This is a genomic window from Roseomonas aerilata DSM 19363 (genome assembly GCF_000711725.1).
Classification (GTDB): domain Bacteria; phylum Pseudomonadota; class Alphaproteobacteria; order Acetobacterales; family Acetobacteraceae; genus Roseomonas; species Roseomonas aerilata.
This window is the reverse complement of record NZ_JONP01000008.1, coordinates 1-25,393: the sequence shown is the minus strand read 5'-3', so window position 1 is coordinate 25,393 and position 25,393 is coordinate 1. Positions and strand designations below refer to the sequence as shown.

At 72.9% G+C, this 25,393-nt stretch carries 23 protein-coding genes; 8 read left to right on the top strand and 15 right to left on the bottom strand.

Annotated elements, in window-relative coordinates; genetic code table 11:
• Positions 1-187: 187 nt before the first annotated feature.
• The 3 genes from BO39_RS10920 to BO39_RS10910 all read right to left on the bottom strand — a co-directional run bounded on the left by BO39_RS10920 (position 188) and on the right by BO39_RS10910 (position 3,295).
• Entirely contained in the window at positions 188-1,687 is a 1,500-nt protein-coding gene (locus BO39_RS10920) for a tripartite tricarboxylate transporter permease (RefSeq protein WP_043833011.1), read from the bottom strand.
• The gene (locus BO39_RS10915; RefSeq protein ID WP_052401938.1) at positions 1,687-2,196 is read right to left on the bottom strand and encodes a tripartite tricarboxylate transporter TctB family protein; all 510 of its coding nucleotides are present in this window, start codon (positions 2,194-2,196) and stop codon (positions 1,687-1,689) included. The genes BO39_RS10920 and BO39_RS10915 overlap by 1 nt, the downstream gene beginning before the upstream one ends.
• A gap of 109 nt (positions 2,197-2,305) precedes the next feature.
• Positions 2,306-3,295, bottom strand: coding sequence for a Bug family tripartite tricarboxylate transporter substrate binding protein (locus tag BO39_RS10910; protein ID WP_043833010.1), 990 nt, complete (start codon positions 3,293-3,295; stop codon positions 2,306-2,308).
• 289 nt (positions 3,296-3,584) lie between these two features.
• Between BO39_RS10910 and BO39_RS10905 the strand changes: the two genes are divergently transcribed.
• Complete coding sequence (locus BO39_RS10905; RefSeq protein WP_043833008.1) at positions 3,585-5,018, top strand: hypothetical protein; 1,434 nt, start codon at positions 3,585-3,587, stop codon at positions 5,016-5,018.
• Positions 5,015-5,902, top strand: coding sequence for a hypothetical protein (locus BO39_RS10900; RefSeq protein ID WP_043833006.1), 888 nt, complete (start codon positions 5,015-5,017; stop codon positions 5,900-5,902). Before BO39_RS10905 ends, BO39_RS10900 begins: the two co-directional genes overlap by 4 nt.
• Positions 5,903-6,191: 289 nt before the next feature.
• Here the strand turns inward: BO39_RS10900 and BO39_RS10895 are convergent, their stop codons facing one another.
• The 11 genes from BO39_RS10895 to BO39_RS10845 form a co-directional block, all read right to left on the bottom strand.
• A complete protein-coding gene (locus BO39_RS10895; protein ID WP_043833003.1) occupies positions 6,192-6,728 on the bottom strand; it encodes an NUDIX domain-containing protein in 537 nt (178 codons plus the stop codon).
• Positions 6,725-7,441 carry a 3-oxoacyl-ACP reductase FabG gene (fabG, locus tag BO39_RS10890; RefSeq protein WP_043833001.1) on the bottom strand — a complete coding sequence of 239 codons (717 nt, stop codon included), beginning with the start codon at positions 7,439-7,441 and terminating at the stop codon, positions 6,725-6,727. The genes BO39_RS10895 and fabG overlap by 4 nt, the downstream gene beginning before the upstream one ends.
• On the bottom strand, positions 7,438-7,848 hold the full coding sequence (locus tag BO39_RS10885) for a hotdog family protein (protein WP_043833000.1): 411 nt from the start codon (positions 7,846-7,848) through the stop codon (positions 7,438-7,440). Before BO39_RS10885 ends, fabG begins: the two co-directional genes overlap by 4 nt.
• Complete coding sequence (locus BO39_RS10880) at positions 7,845-8,648, bottom strand: beta-ketoacyl synthase chain length factor (RefSeq protein ID WP_156963646.1); 804 nt, start codon at positions 8,646-8,648, stop codon at positions 7,845-7,847. The genes BO39_RS10885 and BO39_RS10880 overlap by 4 nt, the downstream gene beginning before the upstream one ends.
• The gene (locus tag BO39_RS10875; RefSeq protein ID WP_043833315.1) at positions 8,645-9,826 is read right to left on the bottom strand and encodes a beta-ketoacyl-ACP synthase; all 1,182 of its coding nucleotides are present in this window, start codon (positions 9,824-9,826) and stop codon (positions 8,645-8,647) included. The genes BO39_RS10880 and BO39_RS10875 overlap by 4 nt, the downstream gene beginning before the upstream one ends.
• 95 nt (positions 9,827-9,921) lie before the next feature.
• Positions 9,922-12,288 (bottom strand): MMPL family transporter, encoded by a 2,367-nt coding sequence (locus tag BO39_RS10870; RefSeq protein ID WP_052401936.1) that lies wholly within the window; start codon positions 12,286-12,288, stop codon positions 9,922-9,924.
• On the bottom strand, positions 12,285-13,787 hold the full coding sequence (locus tag BO39_RS29845; RefSeq protein WP_052401935.1) for an LpxL/LpxP family acyltransferase: 1,503 nt from the start codon (positions 13,785-13,787) through the stop codon (positions 12,285-12,287). Before BO39_RS29845 ends, BO39_RS10870 begins: the two co-directional genes overlap by 4 nt.
• Positions 13,784-14,071, bottom strand: a complete 288-nt coding sequence (locus BO39_RS29840) for an ApeI family dehydratase (protein ID WP_052401934.1) — start codon at positions 14,069-14,071, stop codon at positions 13,784-13,786. Before BO39_RS29840 ends, BO39_RS29845 begins: the two co-directional genes overlap by 4 nt.
• Positions 14,068-15,408, bottom strand: coding sequence for an AMP-binding protein (locus BO39_RS10855; protein ID WP_052401933.1), 1,341 nt, complete (start codon positions 15,406-15,408; stop codon positions 14,068-14,070). The genes BO39_RS29840 and BO39_RS10855 overlap by 4 nt, the downstream gene beginning before the upstream one ends.
• The gene (locus BO39_RS29835) at positions 15,401-15,889 is read right to left on the bottom strand and encodes a hypothetical protein (RefSeq protein WP_052401932.1); all 489 of its coding nucleotides are present in this window, start codon (positions 15,887-15,889) and stop codon (positions 15,401-15,403) included. Before BO39_RS29835 ends, BO39_RS10855 begins: the two co-directional genes overlap by 8 nt.
• A gap of 1 nt (position 15,890) precedes the next feature.
• Positions 15,891-16,166, bottom strand: a complete 276-nt coding sequence (locus tag BO39_RS10845; protein ID WP_281175540.1) for a phosphopantetheine-binding protein — start codon at positions 16,164-16,166, stop codon at positions 15,891-15,893.
• Positions 16,167-16,258: 92 nt separating this feature from the next.
• Between BO39_RS10845 and BO39_RS10840 the strand changes: the two genes are divergently transcribed.
• Complete coding sequence (locus BO39_RS10840; RefSeq protein ID WP_084698033.1) at positions 16,259-17,143, top strand: DUF3473 domain-containing protein; 885 nt, start codon at positions 16,259-16,261, stop codon at positions 17,141-17,143.
• Positions 17,144-17,335: 192 nt separating this feature from the next.
• On the top strand, positions 17,336-19,099 hold the full coding sequence (locus BO39_RS10835) for a DEAD/DEAH box helicase (protein ID WP_043832999.1): 1,764 nt from the start codon (positions 17,336-17,338) through the stop codon (positions 19,097-19,099).
• Positions 19,100-19,119: 20 nt separating this feature from the next.
• Here the strand turns inward: BO39_RS10835 and BO39_RS10830 are convergent, their stop codons facing one another.
• Positions 19,120-20,520, bottom strand: a complete 1,401-nt coding sequence (locus BO39_RS10830) for an efflux transporter outer membrane subunit (RefSeq protein ID WP_043832998.1) — start codon at positions 20,518-20,520, stop codon at positions 19,120-19,122.
• A 166-nt stretch (positions 20,521-20,686) separates the two neighbouring features.
• On the opposite strand from BO39_RS10830, the gene BO39_RS32545 reads away from it, so the two are divergent.
• The 4 genes from BO39_RS32545 to BO39_RS10815 form a co-directional block, all read left to right on the top strand.
• Positions 20,687-20,842, top strand: coding sequence for a hypothetical protein (locus tag BO39_RS32545; RefSeq protein ID WP_156963645.1), 156 nt, complete (start codon positions 20,687-20,689; stop codon positions 20,840-20,842).
• Between the two features lie 42 nt (positions 20,843-20,884).
• Entirely contained in the window at positions 20,885-23,053 is a 2,169-nt protein-coding gene (locus BO39_RS10825) for a peptidase domain-containing ABC transporter (protein ID WP_211257430.1), read from the top strand.
• Positions 23,050-24,492, top strand: coding sequence for an HlyD family type I secretion periplasmic adaptor subunit (locus BO39_RS10820; protein ID WP_052401930.1), 1,443 nt, complete (start codon positions 23,050-23,052; stop codon positions 24,490-24,492). Before BO39_RS10825 ends, BO39_RS10820 begins: the two co-directional genes overlap by 4 nt.
• Before the next feature lie 400 nt (positions 24,493-24,892).
• Positions 24,893-25,393, top strand: a 501-nt coding sequence (locus BO39_RS10815) for a hypothetical protein (protein WP_420493638.1), incomplete at its 3' end; no start/stop codon positions are given.

Below are 25,393 nucleotides of genomic sequence, written 5' to 3'. Positions count from 1 at the left end.
GGTTTGCGATGCCCTGCGGCCGGTGCGCCTCAGGTCATTGACCCGAGGCGACGTGGCTCACAGGAAGGTTCCGCGGAAACCAGAAGAGGATCCAAGGGCCTCAGGCCCTTGGCGGGCGCCGGATGAACGCTGCGCGCTCACCCGGAGGTCCGGAGAGGGCAGAGCCCTCTCCAAGGGCCACCGGCGCCTACCCCTCCGCCCGACGCTGCCGGAATGCCCAGAGCCGCGGCCCCACCAGCGCCACAACGGCCAGCGCGAGGATCGTGGCCGAGATCGGGCGTGTCAGGAAGGTCGTCCAGTCGCCCTGGCTGATCGTCAGCGCCTGACGCAGCGCCTGCTCCGCCATCGGCCCCAGGATCATGCCGATCACCACGGGCGCCGTCGGAAAGTCGAAGCGGCGCATGAACATCGCAATGATGCCGATGCCGTAGAGCAGCACGAGATCCGTCACGGAGTTGCTGATCCCGTAGGTGCCGATCGTCGCGAAGACGAGGATACCCGCGTAGAGCTGCGGTGTCGGGATCTTCAAGATGCGCGCCCAGAGCCCGACCAGCGGCAGGTTCAGCACCACGAGCATGACGTTCGCGATGTAGAGCGAGGCGATGAGCGTCCAGACGAGCACCGGCTGCTGCGTGAACAGCATCGGCCCCGGCTGGATGCCGTAGGACTGGAAGGCCGAGAGCATGATCGCGGCGGTGGCCGATGTCGGCAGGCCCAGCGTCAGCATCGGCACGAGGATGCCGGCGGCGGCGGCGTTGTTCGCCGCCTCCGGCCCCGCCACGCCCTCGATCGCGCCGGTGGTGCCGAATTCGTCGCGGAACTCCGGCTTTACCATCTTCCGCTCAGCGTAATAGCTCAGCATCGTCGGCATCTCGGTGCCGCCGGCGGGCAGCACGCCGAAGGGAAAGCCGAGAAGAGAGCCACGGATCCAGGGGCCGATGCTGCGCCGCCAGTCGGTGGCGCTCATCCACAGGCGGCCGATCTCGCGAACCTCCTGCCCGCCCTCCACATGGCGCCAGGCGAGGTACATCGTCTCCCCCACCGCGAACAGCGCGACGGCGACGAGCACCACGTTCACCCCGTCCAGCAGCTCCGGCACGCCGAAGGTGAGGCGCGGCTGTCCCGTTTGAAGATCGATGCCGACCAGCCCCAGCATCAGCCCGAAGGCGAGCGAGGTGAGCCCGCGCAGCGCCGAGCCGCCCAGCACCGCGGAGACGGTGACGAAGCAGAGCAGCATGAGGGAGAAGTACTCCGCCGGCCCCAGCTTCAGCGCCAGATCCACCACGATCGGGCCGATGAAGGAGATACCGAGCGTCCCGACCGTGCCGGCGACGAAGGAGCCCACCGCCGCCGTGACCAGCGCCGGCCCCGCCCGCCCGTTGCGGGCCATCTTCGCGCCCTCCAGCGCGGTGATGATCGAGCCGGATTCACCGGGCGTGTTCAGCAGGATCGAGGTCGTCGATCCCCCGTACATCGCGCCGTAGAAGACGCCGCAGAAGAGGATGAAGGCGCCCGTCGCCTCCACCTTGAAGGTGACGGGCAGCAGCAGCGCGATGGTCAGCGCCGGCCCGATGCCCGGCAGCACGCCGATCGCGGTGCCGAGGAAGCAGCCGAGCAGCGCCCAGCCGAGGTTGATGGGCGTCAGCGCGTTGGCAAACCCCATGGCGAGGCCGGCGACGGAGTCCATCAGATGATTCCCTCCAGCACGCCCGCGCCGATGTTCACGCCGAGCAGCCTCGCGAAGGCGATATAGGCGCCGAGCGTCACCAGGATCCCGATCAGCAGGTCCCGCAGCGGCCGCCTCGAGCCGAAGGCCGAGCAGACGAGCACGTACTGGATCGTCGCCGCGATGACGAAGCCGAGCCAGTCGATGAGCGCGAGCTGCACGACGAGCCCCGCCCCCAGCAGGCCGAGCGCCCGCCAGTTCGTCGGCGGTGCCGCCATCTCCTCCTCGAGCCCGTGGCTCCAGCCGCCCTTGGCCGCGGTGGCCGAAAGCCCGATGCCGAGCGCCACCAGGATGACGCCGACGAGATAGGGGACCGCCTTCGCCCCCACCTGCGCGTAGAGCGGGGATTCAGGGATCGCCCAGGCGGCGTAGAGCACGAGCAGGCCGAGCACGACGACGCCAAGGCCGACGACGAGGTCGGCCCGCGGCGTCCCGGCTGCCGTTCCTGCCCGGTGGGATAGCTGGTTCATGCGTTCGTTCCTGGCCCTGCCACGCCGGACTGCGGGCCTCAGGGGGGGCGCCTGAATGGCACGGGGGCGTGGGAGAGTGGAAGCCGGGGGTCTGCCCCCGGCCCGCCGCTCAGGCCAGCCCGATTTCCTTCAGCACCGTGAGCGTCGCCTCGCTGTCCCTGCGCAGGAACTCCTCGAAGGCCGGCCCCTCCATGTAGGCGTCCTCCCAGCCGCGGGTTTGCAGCAGCTCCTTCCAGGCGGGCAGCGCGTGCAGCTCGGCCGCGAAGCGCGCGTGGTTCGCCCGCGCCTCGGCATTGATACCGGGCGGCGCAAAGAGGCCGCGCCAGTTGCCGACGACGATGTCGATCCCGCTCTCCTTCAGGGTCGGCACGTTGGGGTCGATCCGCGTCTCCCCGCTCGTCGCCAGCGCGCGCATCCGGCCGGACTTGATCTGCTCGGCGAACTCCGAATAGCCGGAGATGCCGGCCTTCACCTGCCCGCCGAGGATCGCCGCCTGGGCCGGCCCGCCGCCCGCGAAGGCGACGTAGGAGGCCTCCCGCGCGTTGCGGCCGACGGACTTGATGAGCAGCCCGAGCAGGATGTGGTCGATGCCGCCCGCCGAGCCGCCGCCGACGGAAACCGCGCCGGGGCCGGCCTTCAGCGCGTCCATCAGGCCCTTGACGTCCTGGATGTCGGAGTTCGCCGGCACCACGATCGCGGAGCTCTCGTCGGTCAGCCGCGCGACCGGCGTCACGTCCTTGATCGTCACCGGGCTCTTGTTGGTCAGCGTCGCGCCGACCATCACGGCGCCGGCCACCATCAGCGCCTCCGGCCGGCCGCGGCGCTGGGCCACGAAGCGCGGCAGGCCCACCGCGCCGCCGGCACCACCCACGTTCTCGAACTGGATGGAGCCCACCAGCCCCGCCGGGCGTGCCACCTGCTCGATCGCGCGGCCCAGCCCGTCCCACCCGCCGCCGGGCGCGGCGGGGATGAACATGCTCAGCGCCGCGTAGCGCTGCGTTCCCTGCGCCCCTGCCTGATGCGCGAAGGGTGCGGCCGCGAGGGGCAGCGCCGCGGCCCCCGCCAGCAACTGGCGACGGCGGACAAGGTGGCTGTTCATGCGTGCGTTCCTCCCGGAGGTCAGGTCGCGCCCACCTTAGGCCGGCTCCGTCCGGAGATGAATTCGCCCCCGGCATCAAAGCCCGGGATGATCGCGCCGGCTTGAACGAACCCGGAGAGGCAGCCGCGAGACGGCGAGGCGACTGTGTCTTTTCGGCAATTGCGCCGTGGCTTTCATGCGACGATCCTGCACCGCACCACGCCGGGCGGGCCGGCTTGGGACGGACCGGAAGTCTCTCATGCGTGGGTTCCTGCCCGGCTCATCGCCGGGGTCCAGGGCTGGACTCGGGTTGGCGGCAGGGCTCCTCGCCCTCCTCCTCGGCGCGTTGCCGGCCCCCGCGCAGTCGCCCGGCCGGGCGAGCGCCGAGCGCGAGGCGGTGATCGCCAACGAGACCGGCATGGCGGTGCGCGAGCTCTACCTAGCCCCCGCCACGGAGACGGACCCGGGCCCGGACCGCCTGGGCGCCGATACCCTGCCGCCCGGCAGCAGCCTTCGCCTCCGCCTCGGGCGCAACCAGGCCTGCGCCTGGTCGCTGCGCGCGATCCTGGCCGATGAAACGGCCGACGAGCGCCGCGTGGACCTCTGCCGCAGCCCGCGCGTCGTCCTCGGCGACCCCTCCGCCCCCTCGCGGGAGGTGGTGGTCAACAACGACACCGACCTCGACCTCCACGAGCTCTACGCGGCCCCCGCCGGCGCTCCCCGCGGTCCCGACCGGCTGGGCGCCGAGATCGTGCCCGCCGGCCGCCCCTACCGCCTCCGCCTCGGCCGCCGGCGCGACTGCGTCTTCGACATCACCGCGGTGCTGGCCGACGGCACCGAGGTCGCGCGCCCGCGCACCGATGTCTGCCGCAACGCGCGCGTGACCCTCGCCGATCCCTCCCTCACCTGGCGGGAGATGACGGTCGCGAACCGCTCCGGCCGCGTGCTCGCCGGCCTGCACGTCGTCCCCGGCGGCCGCTCCCCCGCGCTGAACGCGGAGGATGGCTGGGGCGTGAACCGGATGGGCAGCGAATCCGCGCCCGACGGCAGCACCTTCCGCCTGCGCCTCCGCCTGCCCGGTTGCACGGCCGATCTCCGCGCCACCTATGCCGACGGCTCGGCCGAGGCACGGCGCGACGTCGATCTCTGCCGCCAGGCAGACGTCACCTTCGATGGCAGCGGCATCCCCCGTCCGCCCGAGCGGGGCGTCACCTTCGTCAACCGCCACCTCGCCCGCATCGACGAGGTCTACGTCTCCTCCTCCACCGAGGGCGACTGGGGGCCGGAGCGCCTACCCGGTGGCCTCGCCCGGGGCGAGCGCCAGCTCCTCACCCTGCCCGTGGACTGCGTGGTCGATCTCCGCGTCGTCTTCCCGACCGGCGGCGCGGAGGAGCGGCGGGAGGTGAACATCTGCCAGACCGCCACGATCGTCGTCCGCCCGGGCTGGACCACCGCCGCGCGCATCGACGAGGGCGAGGAGGACGAAGGTCCCCGCCCCGGCAGCATCCGCCTGCGCAACACCGCGGCGCTGCCGATCGTGGAACTCTACATCGACGCGCCCGGCGCCCCGCGCGGGCCGGACCGCCTTGGCGCCACCGTGCTCGGCCGCAACGAGACGCTTGACGTCGCCCCACCCGAGGGCGCCGGCTGCGCGGCCCGCCTGACCGCCGTGCTGCGCGACGGCCGCGAGGCGACGCGCGAGCCCGTGGACCTCTGCGCCGGCATCGAGGTGCCCTTGCCATGATCCGCCCTCTCCTCGTCCTCGTCCTCGCCCTCCTCCTGCCCCTCGTGGCCCGGGCGCAGGGGACGCAGCCCCTCACCCCGGTGCCGGAGGCCCTGCGCGGCGCCTGGTTCGCGGGCGACTGCACCTCGCCGGCCACCATGCTCGTCCTCTCCGCCCGCGGCGCCGCGCGCGTGCCGTCCGACGGCCCCGCCCGCCTCCTCCGCTTCACCGAGACGCGCACGGCATCCGGCTGGACCATCGGCACCGGCCGCGGCGCCGAGGCCCCGCGCCTCCTTCTCCGCGCCGCCGGGCCGGCGCTGGAAACCGCCGAGCCCACCAACAAGACTCGCGACGACCGCCTGCCCGGGGATGCGCCTGTCACCACCTGGCGCCGCTGCCCCGCCACCCCTCTCCCCTTCGCCGCCCAGGGAGAGGGCGTCGCCTTCCTCGGGGCCATCGAGGTGCTGGAAGCCGCCTGCGGGCCCGACACCGGTCCCGGGGTTGGCCCCGGGGTTGGCCCCGGAGTTGGCAGCGTGCCGGACTGTGCGGCCGCCATCATCCGCGTCGGCGATGTCTCCGGCGACAACCTCCTCGGCACGGCGGAACTCGCCCGCCTCTTCCGCGGCGCGGCTTGGCTGATCTCCATCCAGTCCGAGGCCACGCCGGAACTCGCGGGCCTCGCGGGCGGCGCCGGCACCCTCGGCGGCCTGGCCGCCGCGAAAGTTGCCCTGGAAAGCCTCGACTACGACGGCGACGGTCGCCTCTCGGCCCGCGAACTGACCCAGGACCGCGCCAGCCTCGCGACCACCGGCGACGCGCGCGGACGACCCCTCGCCCTCGAGCGGCTGTCCGAGGGTGTTTCGCTCCTGCGCGGGGTGATCGAAGGCCTGCTCGGGACGGAATAGCGGCCAGGTTTCGACGGGCGGTGCGGGTGACTCCGGGGAGAGGAAGAAGGAATTCTTCCTCTCCCCGGGCCCCTCACCATCATCATCTTCTTCGAGTTGGAGTTACTCAACGGCCGGTGCGCCTCGGGTCACTGACCCGAGGCGACTGCACGCGCAGGAAGGGCACAAGAAGAACCGGCCCCGATCACCGCATCCGCGACAGCCAGATGCAGGTCCAGAAGCCTCAGGCTCCTGGCGGGTGAGGTCCGGAGAGGGCAGAGCCCTCTTCGGTCCCGCCAGAGGACACGATTTATACCAGCCCCTTGAGCCGCAGCAGCCCGAAAGCGGCCATGCTCATCGCGTCGCGGATCACCCCGTCGCGCAGCATGGCTTCGAGTTCCGCCATCGAGAAATCCCGGCAGATGAGGTCCTGCTCGGTTGCCTCGCGCGAGGTTTCGCCGCGGGTCAGCTCGGTTGCCAGGAAGACGTGGCCGCGCTGGTTGCAGTAGCCGGCGCCCTGGAACATCTCTCCGGCATAGGTCATGCGGCCGGCGATGAGGCCGGTCTCCTCGCGCAACTCGCCGGCCGCGATCGCGGCGGGGTCGATGCCCGGGCGGGTTTCCCACATGCCCATGACGAATTCCCAAAGGCGCTCGCGCACGGGGTAGCGGTACTGCTCAACGAGCGTCACGCGGCCGTCCTGCACGGGCACCACCACCACGAAATCGGAGCGCTCGACGACGCCGTAGAGGCCCTGGCTGCCGTCGGCACGGCGGATGATGTCCTCGCGCACGCGGGTCCAGGGGTTTTCGTAGGTGATGCGCGTCGAAAGCGTCTCGATGGTCACGCCATTCCCCCGTTGATCGAGATGACCTGCCCGGTGATGTAGGCCGCGCGGTCGGAGGCGAGGAAGGCCACCAGCTCCGCCACCTCCTCCGGGCGGCCGGCCCGGCGGGCGGGCACCATCGCGCGGATCTGTTCCTTGGTGAACGCTTCTGCCGCGGGGCTCTCGATCAGCCCGGGAGCGACGGCGTTGACCGTGACGCCGCGCGGCGCACACTCCATCGAGAGGGATTTCACCGCGCCGTGCAGCCCGGCCTTCGCCGCCGCGTAGTTCGCCTGGCCGCGATTGCCCATGACGCCCGAGACGGAGGAGATGGCGACAATCCGCCCGCGGCGCGTGCCGATCATGGGAAGCAGCAACGGCTGCACGAGGTGGAAGAAGCCGTTCAGCGACACGTCCACCACGGAATGCCACTGGCGCGCGGACATGCCGGCCATCGGCGCGTCGTCATGCGTGCCGGCGTTGTGCACGACGGCCTGGATGGCGCCGCCCTCCAGCAGCCGCGCGAGAGCGGCCTCGCAGGCGGCGGCGTCCGTCAGGTCGAAGGCCACGGCCTCCGCGCTGCCGCCGGCCGAGGCGATCTCCGCCGCGACGGCGCGCGCGCGGTCGGGATTGCCGCTGCCGTGGACGATGACGTGGTGCTCGTCCCGCGCCAGCGCGCGCGAGATGGCGGCGCCGATCGGGCTCGCGCCGCCGCTGACAAGCGCGCGGATCATGCGGCCTCCGGGATGATGATGGCCGCCTGGCCCGAGAGCAGCGCCTCGCCCCCGGCCGATACCTCGAAGGCGTAGACGAAGCCGCGCGCGGCGCGGGAGAGGGCACGCGCCTCCACGCGCAGATCCGCCGCGATGCTGTCCAGCCGCGCGACGCGGAGCGAGACGCCGCGCAGGCTGGCGAGATAGCCGGCCGCCTGCGCCGTGCCGTCGCCCGTCAGCGCCCCGTGCGCGGCCATGGCCTGCAAGGCGTACTCCACGCCGCAAACGGCGGGCAGCATCCCGTCCCGCCGCAGCGGGTTCGCGGGGTCACGGTGCGAGACGGCGGCGCAGAGAATCGAATCGGCGTCGTGCGACAGCACGCGATCCAGCAGCCGCATCGCGCCGGCATGCGGCACCTGCGGCGTCACGCGCCGACCTCAAGCACCACCGCGCCGCCATCGGCGAGCGGCAGCGCGACCCGCGCGGCGCGGCCCGCCGCGAGCGCGCGCAGCAGCGGCAGGGAGCGCGCGGCGGGATTGCCCCGCGCCAGCGCCTCCATCTCACCGGCGGGCGTCACCTCCGCATCCGGCGCCAACTCGACCGAGAGCGGCACGCCACCCTCCGGCACCAGCACCAGCGCCACGGCGAAGGGCGCGTCGGTGGGGCGCTTGGCGTCGAGCGGCGGCGCGAGCGGCGCGTCATAGGCGCAGAACAGCACCGGCACGCTCCTCGCCACCACGGAGGCCACCGCCTGTACCAGCCCCGTCGCGAAGCTGTCGTCATGCCCGCCGAGGCTCACCGAGGCGCGGGTAGAGCCCATGGCGATGCCCCAGTATCCCGCGGCCGCGTTGTGCACGGAGTTGTGGAACTGCGTCGGCGAGATTGCCCCGTCCGGCACTGTCAGCGCCTCGAGGATCGAGCCGACGACCGCGCCATCGCCGTTGGAGGAGGCGAAGACCGTCTCCAGTTCCGCCGGCGGCAGCCCCGAGCCCTCGGCCGCCTCGCCCGCGGCGGCGAGGGCGAGCCGCACGGAGGGGCTGGTGCGCCGCCGCTCGGTCGGCGGCAGGGCGGCGGGCGGCGGCAGGGCGACGGGCGCGGGTTCCCAGGGCACCCCGCCCGCAAGTACCGCGCGGCTCGCCTGCCAGCCGGGCAGGCCGGGACCCAGCAGGCCAATGCCGGCGATGCCGCACCTCATCGGGCGGCGGGGAACCTCGTGCTCGACGGTCACGCCCGGCCGATCACCAGCGCGAGGTTGCTGCCGCCGAAGCCGAAGGAATTACTCAGCACCCGCTGCACCGGCGCGGCGCGGTTTCCGACCGCCAGGTCCACGCCGAACTCCGGGTCGGGCGTCTCGACGCCGAGGCATCCCGGCACTAGCCCGTCCTCCACGCAGATCGAGGCGATCACCGCCTCCAACGCGCCCGAGGCCCCGAGCGTGTGCCCCGACCATCCCTTGGTGGAGGAGCAGGGCACGCGGTCCGCGAAGAGCGCGCGGATGGCGTTGCCCTCCATCGCGTCGTTCGCCCTCGTGCCGGTGCCGTGCATGTTGATGTAGTCGATCGGCCCGTCCCCCGCGGCGTCGAGGGCGGCGCGCATGGCGGCGACGGCGCCCAGCCCCTCCGGATGGGGGGAGGACATGTGGTGCCCGTCCGCGCTCGCCCCGGCGCCGAGGAGCGCCAAGCTGCCGGGCGCGGCGTCCCCGGCCCGCACCAGCAGCACGAGCCCCGCGGCCTCGCCGATCGAGATCCCGTCCCGGTCCGCGGCGCAAGGGCGGCAGGCGCCGCGCGAGAGCAGCTCCAGCGCCCGGAAGCCGTGCAGCGTCATGCGGCAGAGCGTGTCCACGCCCCCCACCACCGCCGCGTCGCAGAGGCCGGCGGCGATCATCACCTGCGCCTCCAGAAAGCTCCGCGCGCCCGAGGTGCAGGCGGTGGAGATCGAGACCGCCGGGCCCGAGAGGCCGAGGCGCGCGCGCACGTAGCGCGGCAGCGCGTGCAGATCGTGGGTGTGGGTGAAGTCGAATTCCGCCGGCAGCGCGCCGTCCTCGCCGCGCCGGGCATAGGCGGCCTCGGTCTCGGCGATGCCCGCGGTGCTGGTGCCGAGCACCACGGCCACGCGATGCGCGCCGTAGCGGTCAGCCGCCGCCGCCACCGCCTCGGCGAAGCCGTCCGTCCCCAGCGCCAGCTCCGCCAGCCGGTTGTTGCGGCAGGCATAGCGGGCCAGCGCTTCCGGCAGCACGACCTCCTCCAGCCCCGGCACGCGCCCGGTCCAGATCCCCTCCGGCATGCCCGGCAGGTCGCAGGGCGCGAGTCCCCCGCGCCGGGCGTGCAGCGCCTCGCGCGTCGCCGCCAGGCCGGTGCCCATGGCACTGACGGTACTGCGGGCGGCAAGGGCGAGAGGGGGAAGCATGGATGACATCTGAAGGCTCTATCGCATCGGGCAAGCCCGCTGTGCAGCGGGGAAGGGGTTGAATTCCATCCCGCGGGCACGGCCGCAAGAGCGTTTCACGGAATGGATCGCCCTGCGCGCGGCGCCAGCCCGAGCGCGAGCAGGAAGGCCGCCGCCACCCCCACCGAGACCGTCAGACCGATCCCGTGCAGCACCGGCGTGGCGCAGAGCGCCAGCATCCCGAAGGTCAGCAGCGTCGTCACCGTGCAGGTGAGCACGGCGGCCAGGGTGCGCGCGGCCTCCGTCGGATCGGGCTCCGCCCGGCCGAGAAAGAGGGCGTAGTCCAGCCCGACGCCGGCCATCAGCAGCAGGGCCGCAAGGTGGAAGGGCGTCAGCCGCTCCCCCGTCGCCGAGAGGACCGCCAGCACCACCAGCACCGCGCCCGCGATCGGCGCCGCCCGCAGCAGGGCGGGCAGGGGGCCGCGCAGCCCCGCCGCGAGCAGCGCCAGCACGGCCAGGGCGCCCACCCCGCACCAGAGGAGGGCGCCGCGCGTGGTGGCGGCGATCATTCCTTCCGTCTCCCCCTTCACGTCCACGAAGAGGATCCCGGGGTCGCGGAGGCCCGCCACCGCCGCCCGCACTGCGCCCGCATCGGCCACACCCGAGAGCAGCCCGAGGCCCTGCCACCCCTCCCCCCGGCGCGACAGCATCGGCGAGAGACGGGCCGAGATCAGCGGGGCCGCCGCCAGGGCTCCGAGGTCCAGCAACGGCAATGTCCGGCTGTCCTCCACCGCTGCCAGAAACGGAGCGAAGGCCTCGGGGCGGAAGGGAAGCCCCGCCATGGCCTCGGCCAGCCGCGCCGAGAGGACCTCCGGCGTCGGCATCGCCGCCTGGCGCACTTCCTGCGCGGCGCGGCTCGGCAGGTAGCGGCTCGGCAGGTCCAGCCCGCCCAACCTTCCATCGGCCAGCAGGGGCGCCAGGGCGTCGCCCACCCGCTCGGAGGCACGGAGCACCGCCTCCTCGCTCCGCCCGCGCAGCGCCACGAGGTGCCGTACGTCGGGGGCGCCGAGCTGGGTGCGGAGTTCCCCGTCGAGGTTCCGCTCCGCCTCCGGCACCGGGCTCAGCCGGGCAATGTCGTCCTCCCAGCGCGGAAGGCCCGCGACCGCCAGCCAAGCTACCGAGAGCGCCACCACGCCTCCCGCCAGGGCACGCTGGCCGCGCAGCCCGCCGAGGGCCCGCAGCACCGGCGCCGGGAGGGGACGCGCCACGACCGCCTCGGATTGCAGCAGCCGCGGCAGGCCCCAGCGCGTGACCGCCACCCCCACCAGCAGCCCCGCCGCCCCGAAAAGCCCAAGCTGCGCCAGGCCGGGAAAGCCCGAGGCCATCATCGCCACCAGCCCCAGCGCCGCCGCCCCGGCGGCCAGCCGCAGCGTCGGCCAGATCCGCCGCGCGGCCGCCCCCAGCGCCTCCTCCGGCCGGCGGGCCGTCAGCAGCAGGATGGGATAATCCACGGCAACACCCAGCATCGTCACGCCGAAGCCAAGCGCCGCCCCCTGCACCCGCCCGAAGACGAGCGCGACGGCCACCGCCCCCGCGAGGCTGCCTGCCAGCAGCGGCACCCCCGCCGCCAGCAGCATCGCGCCCGAGCGGTAGCGCCAGACGAGGAAGCCCAGCAGCAGCGCGCCCGAGAGGATCGAGACCCGCTCCACATCCGCTTTCACCGCCGCGGCCGCGCTGGCGGCAAAGACGCCGGGCCCGGAGAGCAGCAGCCGCACCCCTTTCGGCCCGGCGCCGGCAAAGGCGGCGCGCACGGCCTCGGAAGCCTCCCGCTGCCCCTCCATGTCCGTCCCCGCGGCCCGGCTGCGCGCCACCAGCAGCGCGCGCGGCAGCCCCTCGCCACCCGCGAACCAGGCGCCCTCCTTCATCGTCACGGTGCTGCCGCCGAGCCAGCCACGCAGCATCTCCAGGAAAACCCCCGTGGGGTCAGCGAAGCCGAGGCGCGAGAGCACGCCCGAGAGGGAGGAGCGCAGCCCATCCAGCAGCGCCTCCAGCCCCTGCCGCAGCGCCGGCACCTCGAAGATCCCCTGAGCGGGGGAGAGAAGGTAGCGGTAGCGGAAGAGCAGCGCCTGTTCCCCCTCCGTCAGGTCGCCCGTGCCGTTGCCGACAAAGGCGAAGAGCCCACCGTCGCGCAGCGCGGCGCCCATCGCCTTCGAGACGCGCGCGAGCTCCGGCACCTCGGCGCCCCCGGGCGCGCCAGCACCCTCCAGCCCCACCAGCAGCAGCGTCGTCGCCGCGCCGTCGCGCAGCTCGCCCAGCAGGAAGGCGGCCTCGGGCGTCGCAGCGGGGGGGAGGAAATCCGCCATGTCCGTGCGGATCTCGATCAGCCGGAACAGGAGAGCGCCGAGCAGGGCGAGGAGCAGCAGCGCGAGGGCCGGGCGCAGGGCGGCCCGGCCGCGCATGGCACCCGTGGAGGGACCGGTCACGAGCGCGGCGTGACCCGCATGACCGAGGACTCGTTCCCCACCGTCTGGAACCAGCGGATGCCGCCCTCCACGCCGCGGATCTCCACCCGCTGCACCACCGCCCGCACCCGGACCGAGAGAGGGTGCAGCACGATCGTCCAGGCCGGCAGCGCCCCCTCGAAGGAAACCTCATAGAAGCGGCGCAGCGTCGCCAGGTCGCCGGCGAGGGTGGAGCGGATCGCCTCCACCAGCGCCCGCACTTCCGGCGCCTGGTCGAGGTTCACCTCCTGCCGCTCCCCGCGCGACGGGCGCTCGTAGACCAGCCGGTCCCCACTCACGACCACCCGCTCCTGGAAGGGATCGGTGACACGCTTCTCGAGGGTGGAGGGCGATTGCCACAGCAGCGTGCCACTGCTCGGCAGCGTATCGGCCAGGCCCGCGATTTCCTTCGTCTCGACGAAATCCGCCTCGGTGCGCCGCACGGCGGCCAGCGCGGCCATCACCGCCTCCAGCCCGCCCCCCTGCTGCGCGGCGGCGGGAGAGGCCATCAGGGGCAGGGCCAGCACCGCACGCCGCGCGGCAGCGGGCGCCGATTGCGGCACGGCCTCAGCGGCGGTGGCGGCCGCGCCCATCTCCTCCCAGAAGTCGTAGAAGTTGAACCAGTTCGCCGGGTGCTCCCGCGCCACCTCCTCCAGCCGGGCGGCGTAGCGCAGCACCGAGTCCCGCAGGTCCGCCTCGCGCGCCGAGCGCCGCAGCACCACCCGTTCGGCAAATTCCTCGAAGCGGATCTCGTAGCGCCGTGGGCCGCGCCAGATGCCGAAGGCGAGCATCACGGGCGCTCCGAGCACGGCCGCGAGGATATGCGGCCCCGCCGGCAGCGGCGCCGTGGCGCCGAGGAAGGGCACCGGCACCACCCGGTCCTCCCCCACCGCAGGGCGGCGGTCGGCCAGGATGCCCACCAGCCCCCCGCGATCAAGGCACTCCTTCGCGCGCAACATCGAATCGGGACGGCCGAGGGCCACCACCCGCTCCGCCTTCTCGGGCGAGAGGGCGCTGAAGACGGCGTTGGCGAGGCGCGCGTTGGCCTCGTACATAAAGGCCATCACCTCCACCGGGCAGCCGCGGTCGGCCAGGGCGCGCATCGCTTCGAAGGAGCCGAGATGCGCGCCGAGCAGCACGCAGCCGCGCCCGGCCGCGATATGCGCGTCCAACGCCTCCAGCCCCGTGACCGTGATCCTGAAGCCCGCCGTGCGGCCCTGGAGGAGATAGACCCGGTCCAGCATCGTCGCGGCGAAGGCGAAATAGGGGCGCCAGAGGTCGGGCCAGCCGGGCTCGCGCCCCAGGGCCCGCCGCTGGAAGCGCCGCACCGCCTCCCGCTGGTGTGCGGGGGCGGAGAGCATGAACCAGGCCGTTACCGGGAGGAGCAGCGCGTAGGAGAAGCGCCAGCCCATGCGCCGCGCGATCCAGGCCATCAGCCGCAGCGCCGCACCGCCCCGCTCGCGCTCGCGCGTCCAGCTCATGGCGGCGCGACCTCACCGCGGAAGGCGAGTTCCCCGCCCACATGCCCGGTGAAGGCAAGACGGCCGCCCTCCAGCGGGCGCAGCTCGACCAGCACCTCCTCCCCCGGCAGCACGGGCCGCAGGAACTTCGCCGAGGGCAGCCGCACCGCGCCGCCAAGCCCCGCCGCCGCCATCACGCGGTCGAGCAGCACGACGCCCGGCACCACGGGGCGGCCGGGGAAGTGCCCGGGCAGGCAGGGGTGCTCCCCCGGTACCGAGAAACGGAAGGCGAGGCCCTCGCTCACGCCCCGCTCCCTGAGGCCTGCGGCAGGCGCTCGCGCAGCGAATCGAGGCTCCGCTGCGTGATCTTGCCCACGGCATCCCGCGGCAGGCGCTCCACCATCACCACCAGGCGGGGCAGGAAGACGTCCTCCACCCGCCCGCGCAGGGCGAGGAGGATCCCGGCGGGGGTGAGGGTCGGCGCCACGACATAAGCGGCGAGGCGGGCGGCCGGGTTGGCGTCGAGGTCGTCGGGCGCGAGGAAGACGCCGTCCTCCACCCCCTCGATCTCGCTCAGCACGCGGTTCAGCCCGGCCAGCGAGGCCCGCCTTCCACCGCGCTTCACGATATCCCCCCGCCGCCCCAGCAGGCGGAAGCGGCCGTCGGGGGCGAGCTCCACGAGGTCCGAGAGCGGCACCGGCGCGGGAAGGCCGGGCACGAGGGCGCTGACGACTTCCTCCCCCTCCGCCCGCAGGGAGACACCGTCGTAGAGGGTCCAGGCATCGCCCTCCACCGTGCGGCGGCTGGCGATGGAGCCCATTTCCGTCGCGCCGTAGATTTCCAGCACCGGGATCGCGCCGCCGCCGAGCGACGCCTCGGCCGCCGCGGCGAGGGAAGGGGCGAGCGGGGCCGTGGCGGAGATCACCGCCGAAACGCCGGACACACCCCCCGCGACGAGGGCGCGAAGCTGCAGCGGCGTCGTCACCAGCACGCGCCTCCCGGGCGCGGCGGCCACTGCCTCCGCGACCTCAATGGGGTAGAAATGCGGGCCGGAATGGATGGCCACCGGCGCGCGCAGCGGCAGCATCATCGTCGTCTCGAAGCCGTACATATGCGCCGCCGGCACGGTGCCGATGACCGTCGCGGGGTCGGCGGGATCGTCCAGCCCGAAGCGCCGCGCCGCCGCCCGCGCCCCCGCGACGAGCGCCCCCCAGGGCTTGGCATGCGCCGCCGGCTCCCCCGTGCTGCCGGAGGTGAAGCCGATGGCGGCCACAGCCTCGGCGGGGATGGCGAAGTTCGCGCCCGCCCCCTCTCCCCAGGCCCCGGCCACAGCGGCGGGAATCACTGTCTCCGCCCCGTCCGTCAGCGCATAGGTGCCGGGATAGCGAGCCGCCAGCGCCCGCTGCCGGTGCGGCGAGCGGTCGGCCGAGAGCAGCGTGACCTGACCCCGCGCCAGCGCCGCCCCGAAGCCCACGAGCGCGAGGTAGCGGTCGGCGCAGAGGTTCAGGACGCAAGCGCCGTCCGGCAGCCGCGCGGCCAGCGCCGCCACGTCCGCGAGGAAGCGCGCGGCCGTGACGGCCTCCGCGCCGCGCCGCGCCAGCACCTCGCCCGGCGCGCGGTCGAGGAAGAGGGGATTATCCATGACGCGCCCGCTCCGCCCGCAGGATGGCGCGGAAGGTCTGGTCGGGCCAGGCAATGCCGCCCGCCGGAAAGCACAGGCTGCGCACCACGTGCTCCCCCAGGAACAGCAGGAGGAGGGCGGCGAGCGGCAGCAGGTGCCAGGCGAGGCCGCCACCCCCCAAGGGAGGGAGCTGCGCGACGGCCGCGAGCGCGAGCGCCACCGCCCAGACCGCGGTGAGGCGACGGGCGTAAACAGCGCATTCCGCGCCGTCGCGCCGCTCGTCGAAGCGGATGTAGTGGGCGATCAGCGGCTCCCGCCCGTGCCGCAGGGTGCGCGCGAAACCCCAGGCGAAGCCGGCGCAGGCCATGGCAGGCAGGAGCGACAGCACGGCGTGCGCGGCGCCCTGACCGAAGGCCAGCCAGGCCGCGCCGAGCACGGCCGCGGGCGCGAGCCGTGTCCCGAGACGCCCCGCCAGCCGCGCGCCCCTTCGACGAGGCGGCATCTCAGCCCACCCGGTTCTTCTCGATATGCGCGGAAAGGCTGCGGAGCGAGGCGAAGATCCGCCCGTTGCGCTCGTCGTCCGAGCGGAGCTGGAAGCCGTATTTGCGCGAGACGGCGAGCGCCATCTCCAGCGCGTCGATGCTGTCCAGCCCCAGCCCCTCCCCAAAGAGCGGCGCTTCGGGATCGATCTCCGCCGGCGCCACTTCCAGTTGCAGGGCGCTGACGATCAGCTCCGCCACCTCCGCCTCAAGGGCCGTCATCGCCGTGATCGAAGCCACTCTTTCGTCTCCACCCTGGGCGCCTCCATCCTGGCCCCCATGTTGTCTCATGATTAAGCACAGAAGATGCCGTTGCGCTTTATGAAAGCCCCATGAGCAGGTGCGTTACAACACGGAAGGTGCACGCGGGCCACGCCCACTGCCCTTTCGCGCCGCTTCCGCAACGACTTACCTTCACGGCGGATGTGGAGCCCAGCCCGACTGACCCGACCGGTCGGCGCCACCTGGCCGCGACCGCGGCGCTGCTCGACCTGCTGGACGAGACCGGCGCGCGCGGCACCTTCTTCATCCTTGGCGAGGTGGCGGATGCCGAACCATGGCTGGTGCGCGACATCGCCGCCCGCGGCCACGAGGTCGCCTCGCACAACCAGACGCACCGGCCGCTCGAGGCGCTCGGCCCCGCTGGGCTGCTGGCCGAGGCCAGGCGCGCCCGCGCGACGCTGCAGGACCTCTCCGGCCAGGCGGTCGCGGGCTTCCGCGCGCCCTTCTTCTCCCTCACGGACCGCACCGAATGGGCGGCGCGGGTGATCGCCGGGGCCGGGCACGCCTACTCCTCCTCCGTGCTGCCGGCGCGCGGCTTCGGCCACGGGCATCCCCTCGCGCCCCGCCACCCCTTCGCCTGGCCGCTCGGCGACGGCGCGGAATTGCTCGAACTCCCGGTGCCCCTCGCCCGCCTCGGCCCGGCCCGCCTTCCCTTCCTCGGCGGCATGTATCTCCGCTACTTGCCCGCCTGGGACCTGCGCGCCATGGCGGGGCGGATAGAGGGGCCGCTCGCCTGGACCTACTGCCACCCCTACGACATCGACACCGGCGAGCCCTTCCGCCGCACCCCCGGCATCGGGCTGCTGAGCAGCGCCTTCCTCTGGGCCAACCGGCGCGTCACCCTCGGCCGCCTGCGCGCCCTGCTGCGCGGCCGCCGCTCGATCCCGCTGGGCGAGCGGCTGGAGGAGGCGCGCGCCCTCGCCGCGGCCCCGTAGGGCACTCCGCCCCGCCGCAGGGCTGGAATGCGCAGCTACCGGTTGTGGCAGACCGGCCGAACGCCGATATCCGTGCCTCCGGTGCCGCTTCAGCCGCGCCCGGCCCCCCGAACGCGCCGCCCCCCCGCGCCACGACGTGCCCTGACGCACGCCGGAGCCGCGATCAGGCGCCCTTCTTCATGGACGCCTGAGATGTCTTTCGATTCCCTGCCTCAGCCCCTGCGCGACGCCCTGTCCGCCCGCGGCTACGCCACCCCCACCCCCGTCCAGGCCGCCGTGCTGGCCGAGGGCACCGGCGCGCGCGACCTGCTGGTTTCCGCCCGCACCGGCTCGGGCAAGACCGTCGCCTACGGCCTCGCCATGGCCACCGACCTGCTCGGCGAGGCCCCGCGCCTGCCCGCCCCCGGCCACCCGCTGGCCCTGATCGTCGCGCCGACGCGCGAGCTGGCGCTGCAGGTGAAGACTGAGCTGACCTGGCTCTACGGCCCCTCCGGCGGCCGCATCGCCTCCTGTGTCGGCGGCATGGACCCGGTGGCCGAGCGCCGCGCCCTCTCGGCCGGCGTGCACATCGCGGTGGGCACCCCCGGCCGCGTGCGCGACCACATCGACCGCGGCAACCTCAAGACCGACGCCGTCCGCGTTGTCGTGCTCGACGAGGCCGACGAGATGCTCGACCTCGGCTTCCGCGAGGAGCTGGAGGCGATTCTCGGCGCCCTGCCCGAGACGCGCCGCACCCTGCTCTTCTCCGCCACCGTGCCGCGGCCGATCGCGCAGATGGCGAAGCAGTTCCAGCGCGACGCGCTGCGGATCGAGGCGACCTCGGGCGACGAGCCGCACGGTGACATCACCTACCGCGCCGCCCTCGTCGCGCCGAGCGACGTGGAGCGCGCCGTGGTGAACGCGCTGCGCCTCGAGGACGCGCCGATCTCGATGGTCTTCTGCGCCACCCGCGCGGCCGTCGCCCGCCTGCACGGCAACCTCTCCGAGCGCGGCTTCGCGGCGGTGGCCCTTTCTGGCGAGCTTTCCCAGGCCGAGCGCACCCGCGCGCTGCAGAGCCTGCGGGACGGCCATGTGCGGATCTGCGTGGCCACCGACGTCGCCGCCCGCGGCATCGACCTGCCGGAGCTGGACCTCGTCATTCACGCGGAACTCCCGCGCGACCCCGACACGCTGCTGCACCGCTCCGGCCGCACCGGCCGCGCGGGGCGCAAGGGCACGAGCCTGCTGATCGTATCGCCCTCCCGTCGCCGGATCGCGGAGCGGCTTCTCTCCGCCGCGCGCGTCGAGGCCACCTGGGGCCCCGCGCCCTCGGCCGAGGCCGTGCGCGCGAAGGATGCGGAGCGCATCGCCGCCCGCGCGCGCGAGCTGCTGACCGAGGAGCCCGCCGAGGAGGATCTGGCGATCGCCCGCACCCTCGTCGGCGCCGGCCTGCCGGTCGCGGCCCTCACCGGCGCCCCCGCCCCGAGCAACGACGAGGCCGCCTGGAGCCGCCCCGCGACGGAAGCGGCCCCGGACAAGCCCGCCGCCGCCGACCCGCTGGCCCTGGCGACCGCCCTGGTGAAGCTCATGCGCGCGCCGCTGCCGGCACCGGAGGAACTCGCCCCCGTCAGCGCCGACCGCGCCCGCCGCCCCATGGCGGACGGCCCGCGCGACGGCGGCCCGCCGCCTCCTTCCGAGGGCGTGTGGTTCCGCCTCAGCGTCGGCCGCGACGGCCAGGCGGACCCGCGCTGGCTGCTGCCCTTCCTCTGCAAGCGGGGTGACGTGTCCCGCGCGGAGATCGGCCGCATCCGGATCCTCGGGCGCGAGACGCAGGTGGAGGTGGCGCCCTACGCCGCCGCCCATTTCGCGGCCAACGCCCGCCGCCCCGGCGCCGAGGACGCGCATATCCAGGTGGAGGCGATGCAGCCCCTGCCGCGGAGCGCCGCGCCGCGTGCCCCGAGGCACCGCCGGGGCTGACCGCCCGGCGGGGGGATGCGTCAGCGCGCCGCCACCCTTGGGTTCGGCTCCGTCTGCCACCCGCCGCCGAGCGCCTTGAACAGGGCCACGACCTGGATCGTCCGCGCCGCCTCCGCCTGGGCAAGCGCGTCGCGGCTCGCCGTCAGGGCACGCTGGGCATCGAGCACCTGGAGGAAATCCGTCGCCCCCGCGCTGTAGAGGGAGCGCGCGGTGTCCACCACCTTTCCTGCCGTCAGTACGGTCTGCTTCAGGCCGTCGCGGTACTGCGTGAGGCTGCGCACCTGCGCCATGGCGTCCTCCACCTCCCGCAGTGCCTTGAGCACCACGGTGCGATAGGCGTGGCGCGCCTGCTCGGCCTGGGCGCGGCGGATATCCACCGCCGCCTCGCGCTGCCCGCCATCGAGGACCGGAACGCGAAGGCTCGGCGAGAGGGCGAAGAGTGGCGCCGCCATGACATTCGACAACGTGCCACCGCTGAGCGTCAGGCTGCCTGAGAGGCTGAGGCTCGGATAGCGCTCCGCCATGGCCGCCCCGATGAGCGCGACGCCGGCCGCGAGCTGCCGCTCCGCCGCGCGCACGTCCGGCCGGCGCCGGAGCAGGTCCGCCGGCACGCTCGGGTCCGGCAGCGGCCCCTGCGGGATGGGGCCGGGCGGCGAGAGCAGCGCCCTCAGCGCGTCCGGCGCCTCCCCGCAAAGGGTGGAGAGGGCGTTGATCAGGAGATCCGCGCGCGCCTGCAGCACCGGCCGCTGCGCCTCCTGCTGCTGCAGCAGCGTCGCGCCCTGGAGGATTTCCAGCCGGCTGCCGTCGCCCCCCGCCACGCGCCGCGCCGCGAGCTCGTTCGACCGTTTCTGGTTCTCGATCGTGAGATTCGTCGTCTCGATCCCCGCCTGGGTGCCGCGCAGTTCCACGTAGCTGCGGGCAACGTCGCCGAGCAGCGTCAGCAGCGCGTCGTCCGCCTCCGCCTCCGCAAGTTCCGCATTCGCGGCCGCCGCCTGCACCGTGCGCCGGTTGCGACCCCAGAGGTCGATCTCCCAGGAGGCATCGAATCCGCCCGTGCTGTAGCCCGACGTGCGCCCGTAGTAGTTCGGAGAGGTGAAGGAGCGCCCGTAGCTGGCCGATGCCCCCGCGTTGAGCTGCGGCGTCCCACCCCCCTGCGCCTGCGCCAGCGCCGCCCGCGCCTCCGCCACCACCGCCTGCGCCCGGCCGAGATCCGGATTGGCCCGCCGCGCCCGCTCGACCAGCCCGTCGAGGATCGGGTCGTTCAGCGTCAGCCACCAGGCGGTGGTCGGCAGCACGGGCAGCGTGCCCGCGCGCCCCGCGAAGGAGCCGGGCACGTTGTCGGACGGCCGCTGGTAGTCGGGGCCGATATCGCAGGCGGCCAGCAGGAGGGCCGTCAGCAGAGGGATGGAGCGGCGTAACATTTTTGCGCCTCGGGACAGGCGGGCAGATTGCCCGCGCCGGGCAAAGGATCGGTTAACTGCGACGGCCCGATTATGCCGTAGCCCGGGCAAAGGGGCCCACGATCTTCATCTTCTCTGAAGAGACGGGGGCTAGCCTGGGGGCCGACCTCTTCAGGAGTCGCTCTCCATGATGCCAAAAAACTTGGCAGGCGCAGGTTTCGCCGCGCTGACCGGAACAACGGTTCCGGTGCGTATCATCGATGTCGGCGCCGACCCCATCGAGGGCACGCCGGCCTGTGTGCCGCTGCTCGAGTCGAGGGCCGCGGAACCCATGCCCGCCTGATCCCCGGCCCCGTCGTGCACGCCCCATTCCCCGGAGGCCAGGATGCCGAATGACGGGCTTGCCGTCGCGGCGGCGACGATGATGTCGCCGCTGCACACGGCGCTGCGCTGCCTGTTCATGATTGCCATGTACCACGGTGTCCAGCTGCGGCCGGAGCACTTCTCGGTCGTGGCAGAGACGGACGTGCTCGGCTCCATCCTGCGCATCCTGCGGCAGGTGGGCCTGCGGGGGCGCGTGGTGCGGCGGCGGAAGTGGCAGCACCTCACCGCCCTCAGCCACACCTTTCCTGTCATGGCCCTGATGCAGGACGGGCGCTGGGTCATCGTGGTGAAGGCGACGACGGCGGAGTCCGGCGGCGCCCTCTACGTGATGAACCCCTTGGTAGAGCGCCAGGGCGTGCAGATGGTGGCAGGGGCCGAGTTCCTGCGCGACTGGAGCGGCGTGCTGGTGGTCTGCAAGGCCGACCGCAAGCCGCGCGCGGAGGGCACCTTCGGCCTGCGCTGGTTCCTGCCGGAGATCCTGCTCCACCGCAGCCTGCTGCGGGACGTGGTGCTGGCGGCGCTCATGTCGGCGCTGATCGCCTTCGCCACGCCGCTGATGTTCCAGATCCTGATCGACAAGGTGATCACCCACCACAGCTACCAGACCCTGCTGGCCCTGGTGGTGATGTTCTGCACGCTGGCCGCCTTCGACGGCCTGTTCGCCTATGTGCGGCAGTATCTGATGACGGTGGTCACGAGCAAGATCGACGCAAGGCTGGCCTCGCGCACCTTTCAGCACCTGCTGACCCTGCCGCTCTTCTTCTTCGAGGCCAACACGGCCGGCGTGCTGGCGCGCAACCTGCAGCAGACGGACACGATCCGTCAGTTCCTGACGGGGCGCCTCCTGCAGACCGCGCTGGATGCCGTGTCCCTGCCGCTGATGCTGACGGTGATGGTGCTCTACAGCGGCAAGCTCACCGCGCTCGTCCTCGGCTTCTCCCTCGTCATGGCGCTGGTGATCGGCTTCATGGTGCCGACCTTCCGCCGCAACCTCGAGGGACTCTACCAGGCCGAGGGCGCACGGCAGGGGCATCTGGTCGAGACGATCCACGGGATGCGCACGGTGAAGTCGCTGGCGCTGGAGCCTGCGCGCCAGGCCGTGTGGAACGAGAAGATCACTGCGGGGATGGAGCGCCGCGCCACCGTCGGCCGCCTCTCCGCGCTGGCCGGCGTGATGATGCAGGGGCTCGAGAAGCTGATGCAGATCAGCGTTCTCTCTCTCGGCGCGCTGGAGGTCTTCGACGGATCGCTCAGCATCGGCGCGCTCGTCGCCTTCAACATGGTGTCGGGCCGGGTGACCGGGCCGCTGGTGCAGATCGTCGGTCTGCTGAACGAGTACCAGGAGACGATGCTGGCGGTGCGGATGCTCGGCACGGTGATGTCCCACCCGGCGGAGCGGGACCCGGGCCACCAGGGATTGCGCCCGGAGGTCTCCGGCCAGCTTGTCTTTGACAACGTCACCTTCGCCTATCGTCCCGGCAGTCCGCCCGCGCTGGACGCGGTCTCCTTCACGGTCGCGCCCGGCCAGGTGATCGGCGTGGTCGGCCGCTCGGGCTCGGGCAAGACGACGGTCACCCGCCTGATCCAGGGCATCCAGACCGCGCAGGAGGGGGTGATCCGGCTCGACGGCGTCGATATCCGCCACATCGATCTCGTGCATCTCCGCCGCAGCATCGGTGTGGTGCTGCAGGAGAACTTCCTCTTCCGCGGCACGCTGCGCGAGAATCTTTCGGCCGTTCGGCCGGAAGCGACGCTGGAGGAGATCATGGAGGCCGCGCGCATCGCCGGTGCCGATGAGTTCATCAACCGCCTGCCGCATTCCTATGACACGATGATCGAGGAGAACGGGTCCAACTTCTCCGGCGGCCAGCGCCAGCGGCTCGCGATCGCCCGGGCCCTGCTGACACGGCCCAACCTCCTCATCTTCGACGAGGCGACCAGCGCCCTCGACCCCGAGAGCGAGGCGGTGATCCAGGACAACCTGGCCGAGATCGCCCGTGGCCGAACCCTCATCATCGTCTCCCATCGCCTGACATCCCTCGCCGGGGCTGACGCCATCCTGGTGCTGGAGCACGGCCGGGTGCTGGACTTCGCGCCGCACAAGGTGCTGCTCGAGCGCTGCGGGGCCTACCAGAACCTCTGGCGGCAGCAGACGAAGCACTTCGCGTGAGTGCCACGATCAACCACGAGCCGGCCTCTGTCCCCGCCGCCCCGCCGCTGGCGCGGTCGGGCTCGCTCGTCGCGCGGCTGCGCCGGCCGCGCCAATCATCGGAGACGGCAGCCGAGCGTGCCTGGCTGCAGCAGGGCTTTGCCCCGCCCCAGCCGGACCTCGAGGACTATCTCGCGCGTCCGGCGCCCTCCCTGCTCTGCAACACGCACCGGATCGCGGTCGCCCTCTTCCTGACGATGATCCTGCTGGCCAGCATCATTCATGTGGATGTGATCGTCGCGGGCACAGGCCGCCTGTCGATGGATTCGCCGACGATCGTGCTGCAGCCGATGCAGCTCTCGGTCATCCGGCAGATCCGGGTGAAGCCGGGCGAGGTCGTGCGCAAGGGCGACTTGCTCGCCTCGCTGGACCCGACCTTCGCGCAGGCCGACCGCGCCGTGCTACTCGCGCAGCAGAGCGCCATCCGCGCCCAGCAGGGAAGGCTGGAAGCCGAGTTGGACGGCACGCCCTTCGAACCCGAGTCCGGTTCGCAGGAGCTGATGCTGCAGCGCGCGCTCTACCGCCAACGCCAGGCTCAGTTCACGTCGCGCCTCGCCGATATCGACCAGCGACTCCGCAGCCACGAGATCGAAGTCGCGACGGCCCAGGCGACCCGCGAGCTGCTCACCCAGCAGGTCGCCCTCGCGCGCGAGGTCGAGTCGATGCGCAATACGCTGTTCCGCTCGCAGAGCGGCTCTCGGCTGAACTATGTGGAGGCCCAGGCCGCCCGTGTCCGCAACGAGCGAGAGTTGCAGGCGGCGATCGCCCAGATTAACACCGCCCAGCAGGCCATTCTCTCGCTCAAGGCCGACCGTCAGGCCTTCATCGACTCCTGGCGGCGCGAGCTGACGGAGCAGCTGGTCAAGACTCGCGCCGACTCGCTGGCCGTGGACGAGAACCTGTCGAAGGCGGACCTGGTGAACCGGCTGGTGGAGCTCACCGCGCCGGAGGACGGCGTCGTGCTGGAGGTGGCGAAGCGCTCAGTGGGCTCCGTGCTCAACGCGGCCGAGCCCCTGATCACGATGATCCCGAGCAGCGCCGCAATGATCGCCGAGATCGCAATCGGCTCCGCCGATATCGGCTATACGAAGCCGGGCGACGAGGTGCGGGTGAAGGTGGACGCCTTTCCTTACCAGAGGCACGGCCTGCTGACCGGCAGGCTGCGCGCCATCGTCGCGGATTCCGCGCCCTCCCCGGCGGGTGCGGCGGGCGGCTCGACGGCCTTTCACCGCGCCGTTGTCGAGTTGCGCGACAGCACGCTGCAGGGCATGCCCGAGGGCGCGCGGCTGATCCCGGGAATGACGCTGGCGGCGGAGATCAGGGTAGGGACCCGGACCGTGATCTCCTACATCCTCTACCCAATCATGCGCAGCATCAGCGAGAGTCTCCGCGAGCCCTGACGCGGGCTTCCGCGCCGGAGTCGCTAACCCGCTGGCCGCAGTATCGAAGACATGGCTCATCCTATTGCGGTGGGGTGCGCAATCCCCGCGCCTCCCCTCACTCCGCCATCGGGCAAACGGCATATCTTGTCACGTTCGGGGCCGGCGCCGTTACGATCCGGCAGTGGCCATCGCCGCTCCCGAAGCGTCGGACGGAGACGCCGCTTGTTAGAACTTTGGTAATGTAGCCCTGCCACGCTCCGCAACAGCAGCGAAATCAGACCGGTGCGCTCATGCGGTCCGGTCGACCTCCAACAAGTTTCACGGCTGGGAGCAGGATGATGCGGTTCAAGTCCACACCAAATTACGGCCAGGGCTGGGCCGGTGGCCGCCGCGAGGCCGTGACTGAGGTGTGCCCGTCATGAGCGGCGTCGCAGACCTTTCTGTCACCCAGATCCCTGGGCTGTCGACCACCGTCATCCAGGGCCTGTCGACGACCTCGATCGGCGCGCTGAGTGCAAGCCAGCTCGGCGCCCTGACGACCACCCAGGTGTCCGTCCTGACGACGACGCAGCTCGGCACGCTCGCCACGACGCAGCTCGCCGGCCTCAAGGCTACCCAGCTCGCGGCGATCACCACCACGCAGTTCGGCGGCCTCACCTCCGCCCAGCTCGGCGGCCTCACCGCCACCCAGCTTGGCGGTCTTACCTCCGCCCAGCTGGGCGCGCTCACCACCACACAGCTCGGCGGCCTCACCGCGGCCCAGCTCGGCGGCCTCACCACCGTCCAGCTCGCCGGCCTTACCACCACCGAGCTCGGTGCCCTCGACACCACCCAGCTCGCCGGCCTCAAGGCCACCCAGCTCGCGGCGCTCACCACCACCCAGCTCGGCGGCCTCACCACCACCGAGCTCGGCGCGCTC

Bases quoted from the DNA above. Each gene is read 5' to 3' on its own strand.
- BO39_RS10920 (WP_043833011.1), bottom strand. From the start codon at position 1,687: ATGGACTCCGTCGCCGGCCTCGCCATGGGGTTTGCCAACGCGCTGACG.
- BO39_RS10915 (WP_052401938.1), bottom strand. From the start codon at position 2,196: ATGAACCAGCTATCCCACCGGGCAGGAACGGCAGCCGGGACGCCGCGG.
- BO39_RS10910 (WP_043833010.1), bottom strand. From the start codon at position 3,295: ATGAACAGCCACCTTGTCCGCCGTCGCCAGTTGCTGGCGGGGGCCGCG.
- BO39_RS10900 (WP_043833006.1), top strand. From the start codon at position 5,015: ATGATCCGCCCTCTCCTCGTCCTCGTCCTCGCCCTCCTCCTGCCCCTC.
- fabG (WP_043833001.1), bottom strand. From the start codon at position 7,441: ATGATCCGCGCGCTTGTCAGCGGCGGCGCGAGCCCGATCGGCGCCGCC.
- BO39_RS10875 (WP_043833315.1), bottom strand. From the start codon at position 9,826: ATGCTTCCCCCTCTCGCCCTTGCCGCCCGCAGTACCGTCAGTGCCATG.
- BO39_RS29845 (WP_052401935.1), bottom strand. From the start codon at position 13,787: ATGAGCTGGACGCGCGAGCGCGAGCGGGGCGGTGCGGCGCTGCGGCTG.
- BO39_RS10855 (WP_052401933.1), bottom strand. From the start codon at position 15,408: ATGGATAATCCCCTCTTCCTCGACCGCGCGCCGGGCGAGGTGCTGGCG.
- BO39_RS29835 (WP_052401932.1), bottom strand. From the start codon at position 15,889: ATGCCGCCTCGTCGAAGGGGCGCGCGGCTGGCGGGGCGTCTCGGGACA.
- BO39_RS10840 (WP_084698033.1), top strand. From the start codon at position 16,259: ATGAGCAGGTGCGTTACAACACGGAAGGTGCACGCGGGCCACGCCCAC.
- BO39_RS10835 (WP_043832999.1), top strand. From the start codon at position 17,336: ATGTCTTTCGATTCCCTGCCTCAGCCCCTGCGCGACGCCCTGTCCGCC.
- BO39_RS10830 (WP_043832998.1), bottom strand. From the start codon at position 20,520: ATGTTACGCCGCTCCATCCCTCTGCTGACGGCCCTCCTGCTGGCCGCC.
- BO39_RS32545 (WP_156963645.1), top strand. From the start codon at position 20,687: ATGATGCCAAAAAACTTGGCAGGCGCAGGTTTCGCCGCGCTGACCGGA.
- BO39_RS10825 (WP_211257430.1), top strand. From the start codon at position 20,885: ATGCCGAATGACGGGCTTGCCGTCGCGGCGGCGACGATGATGTCGCCG.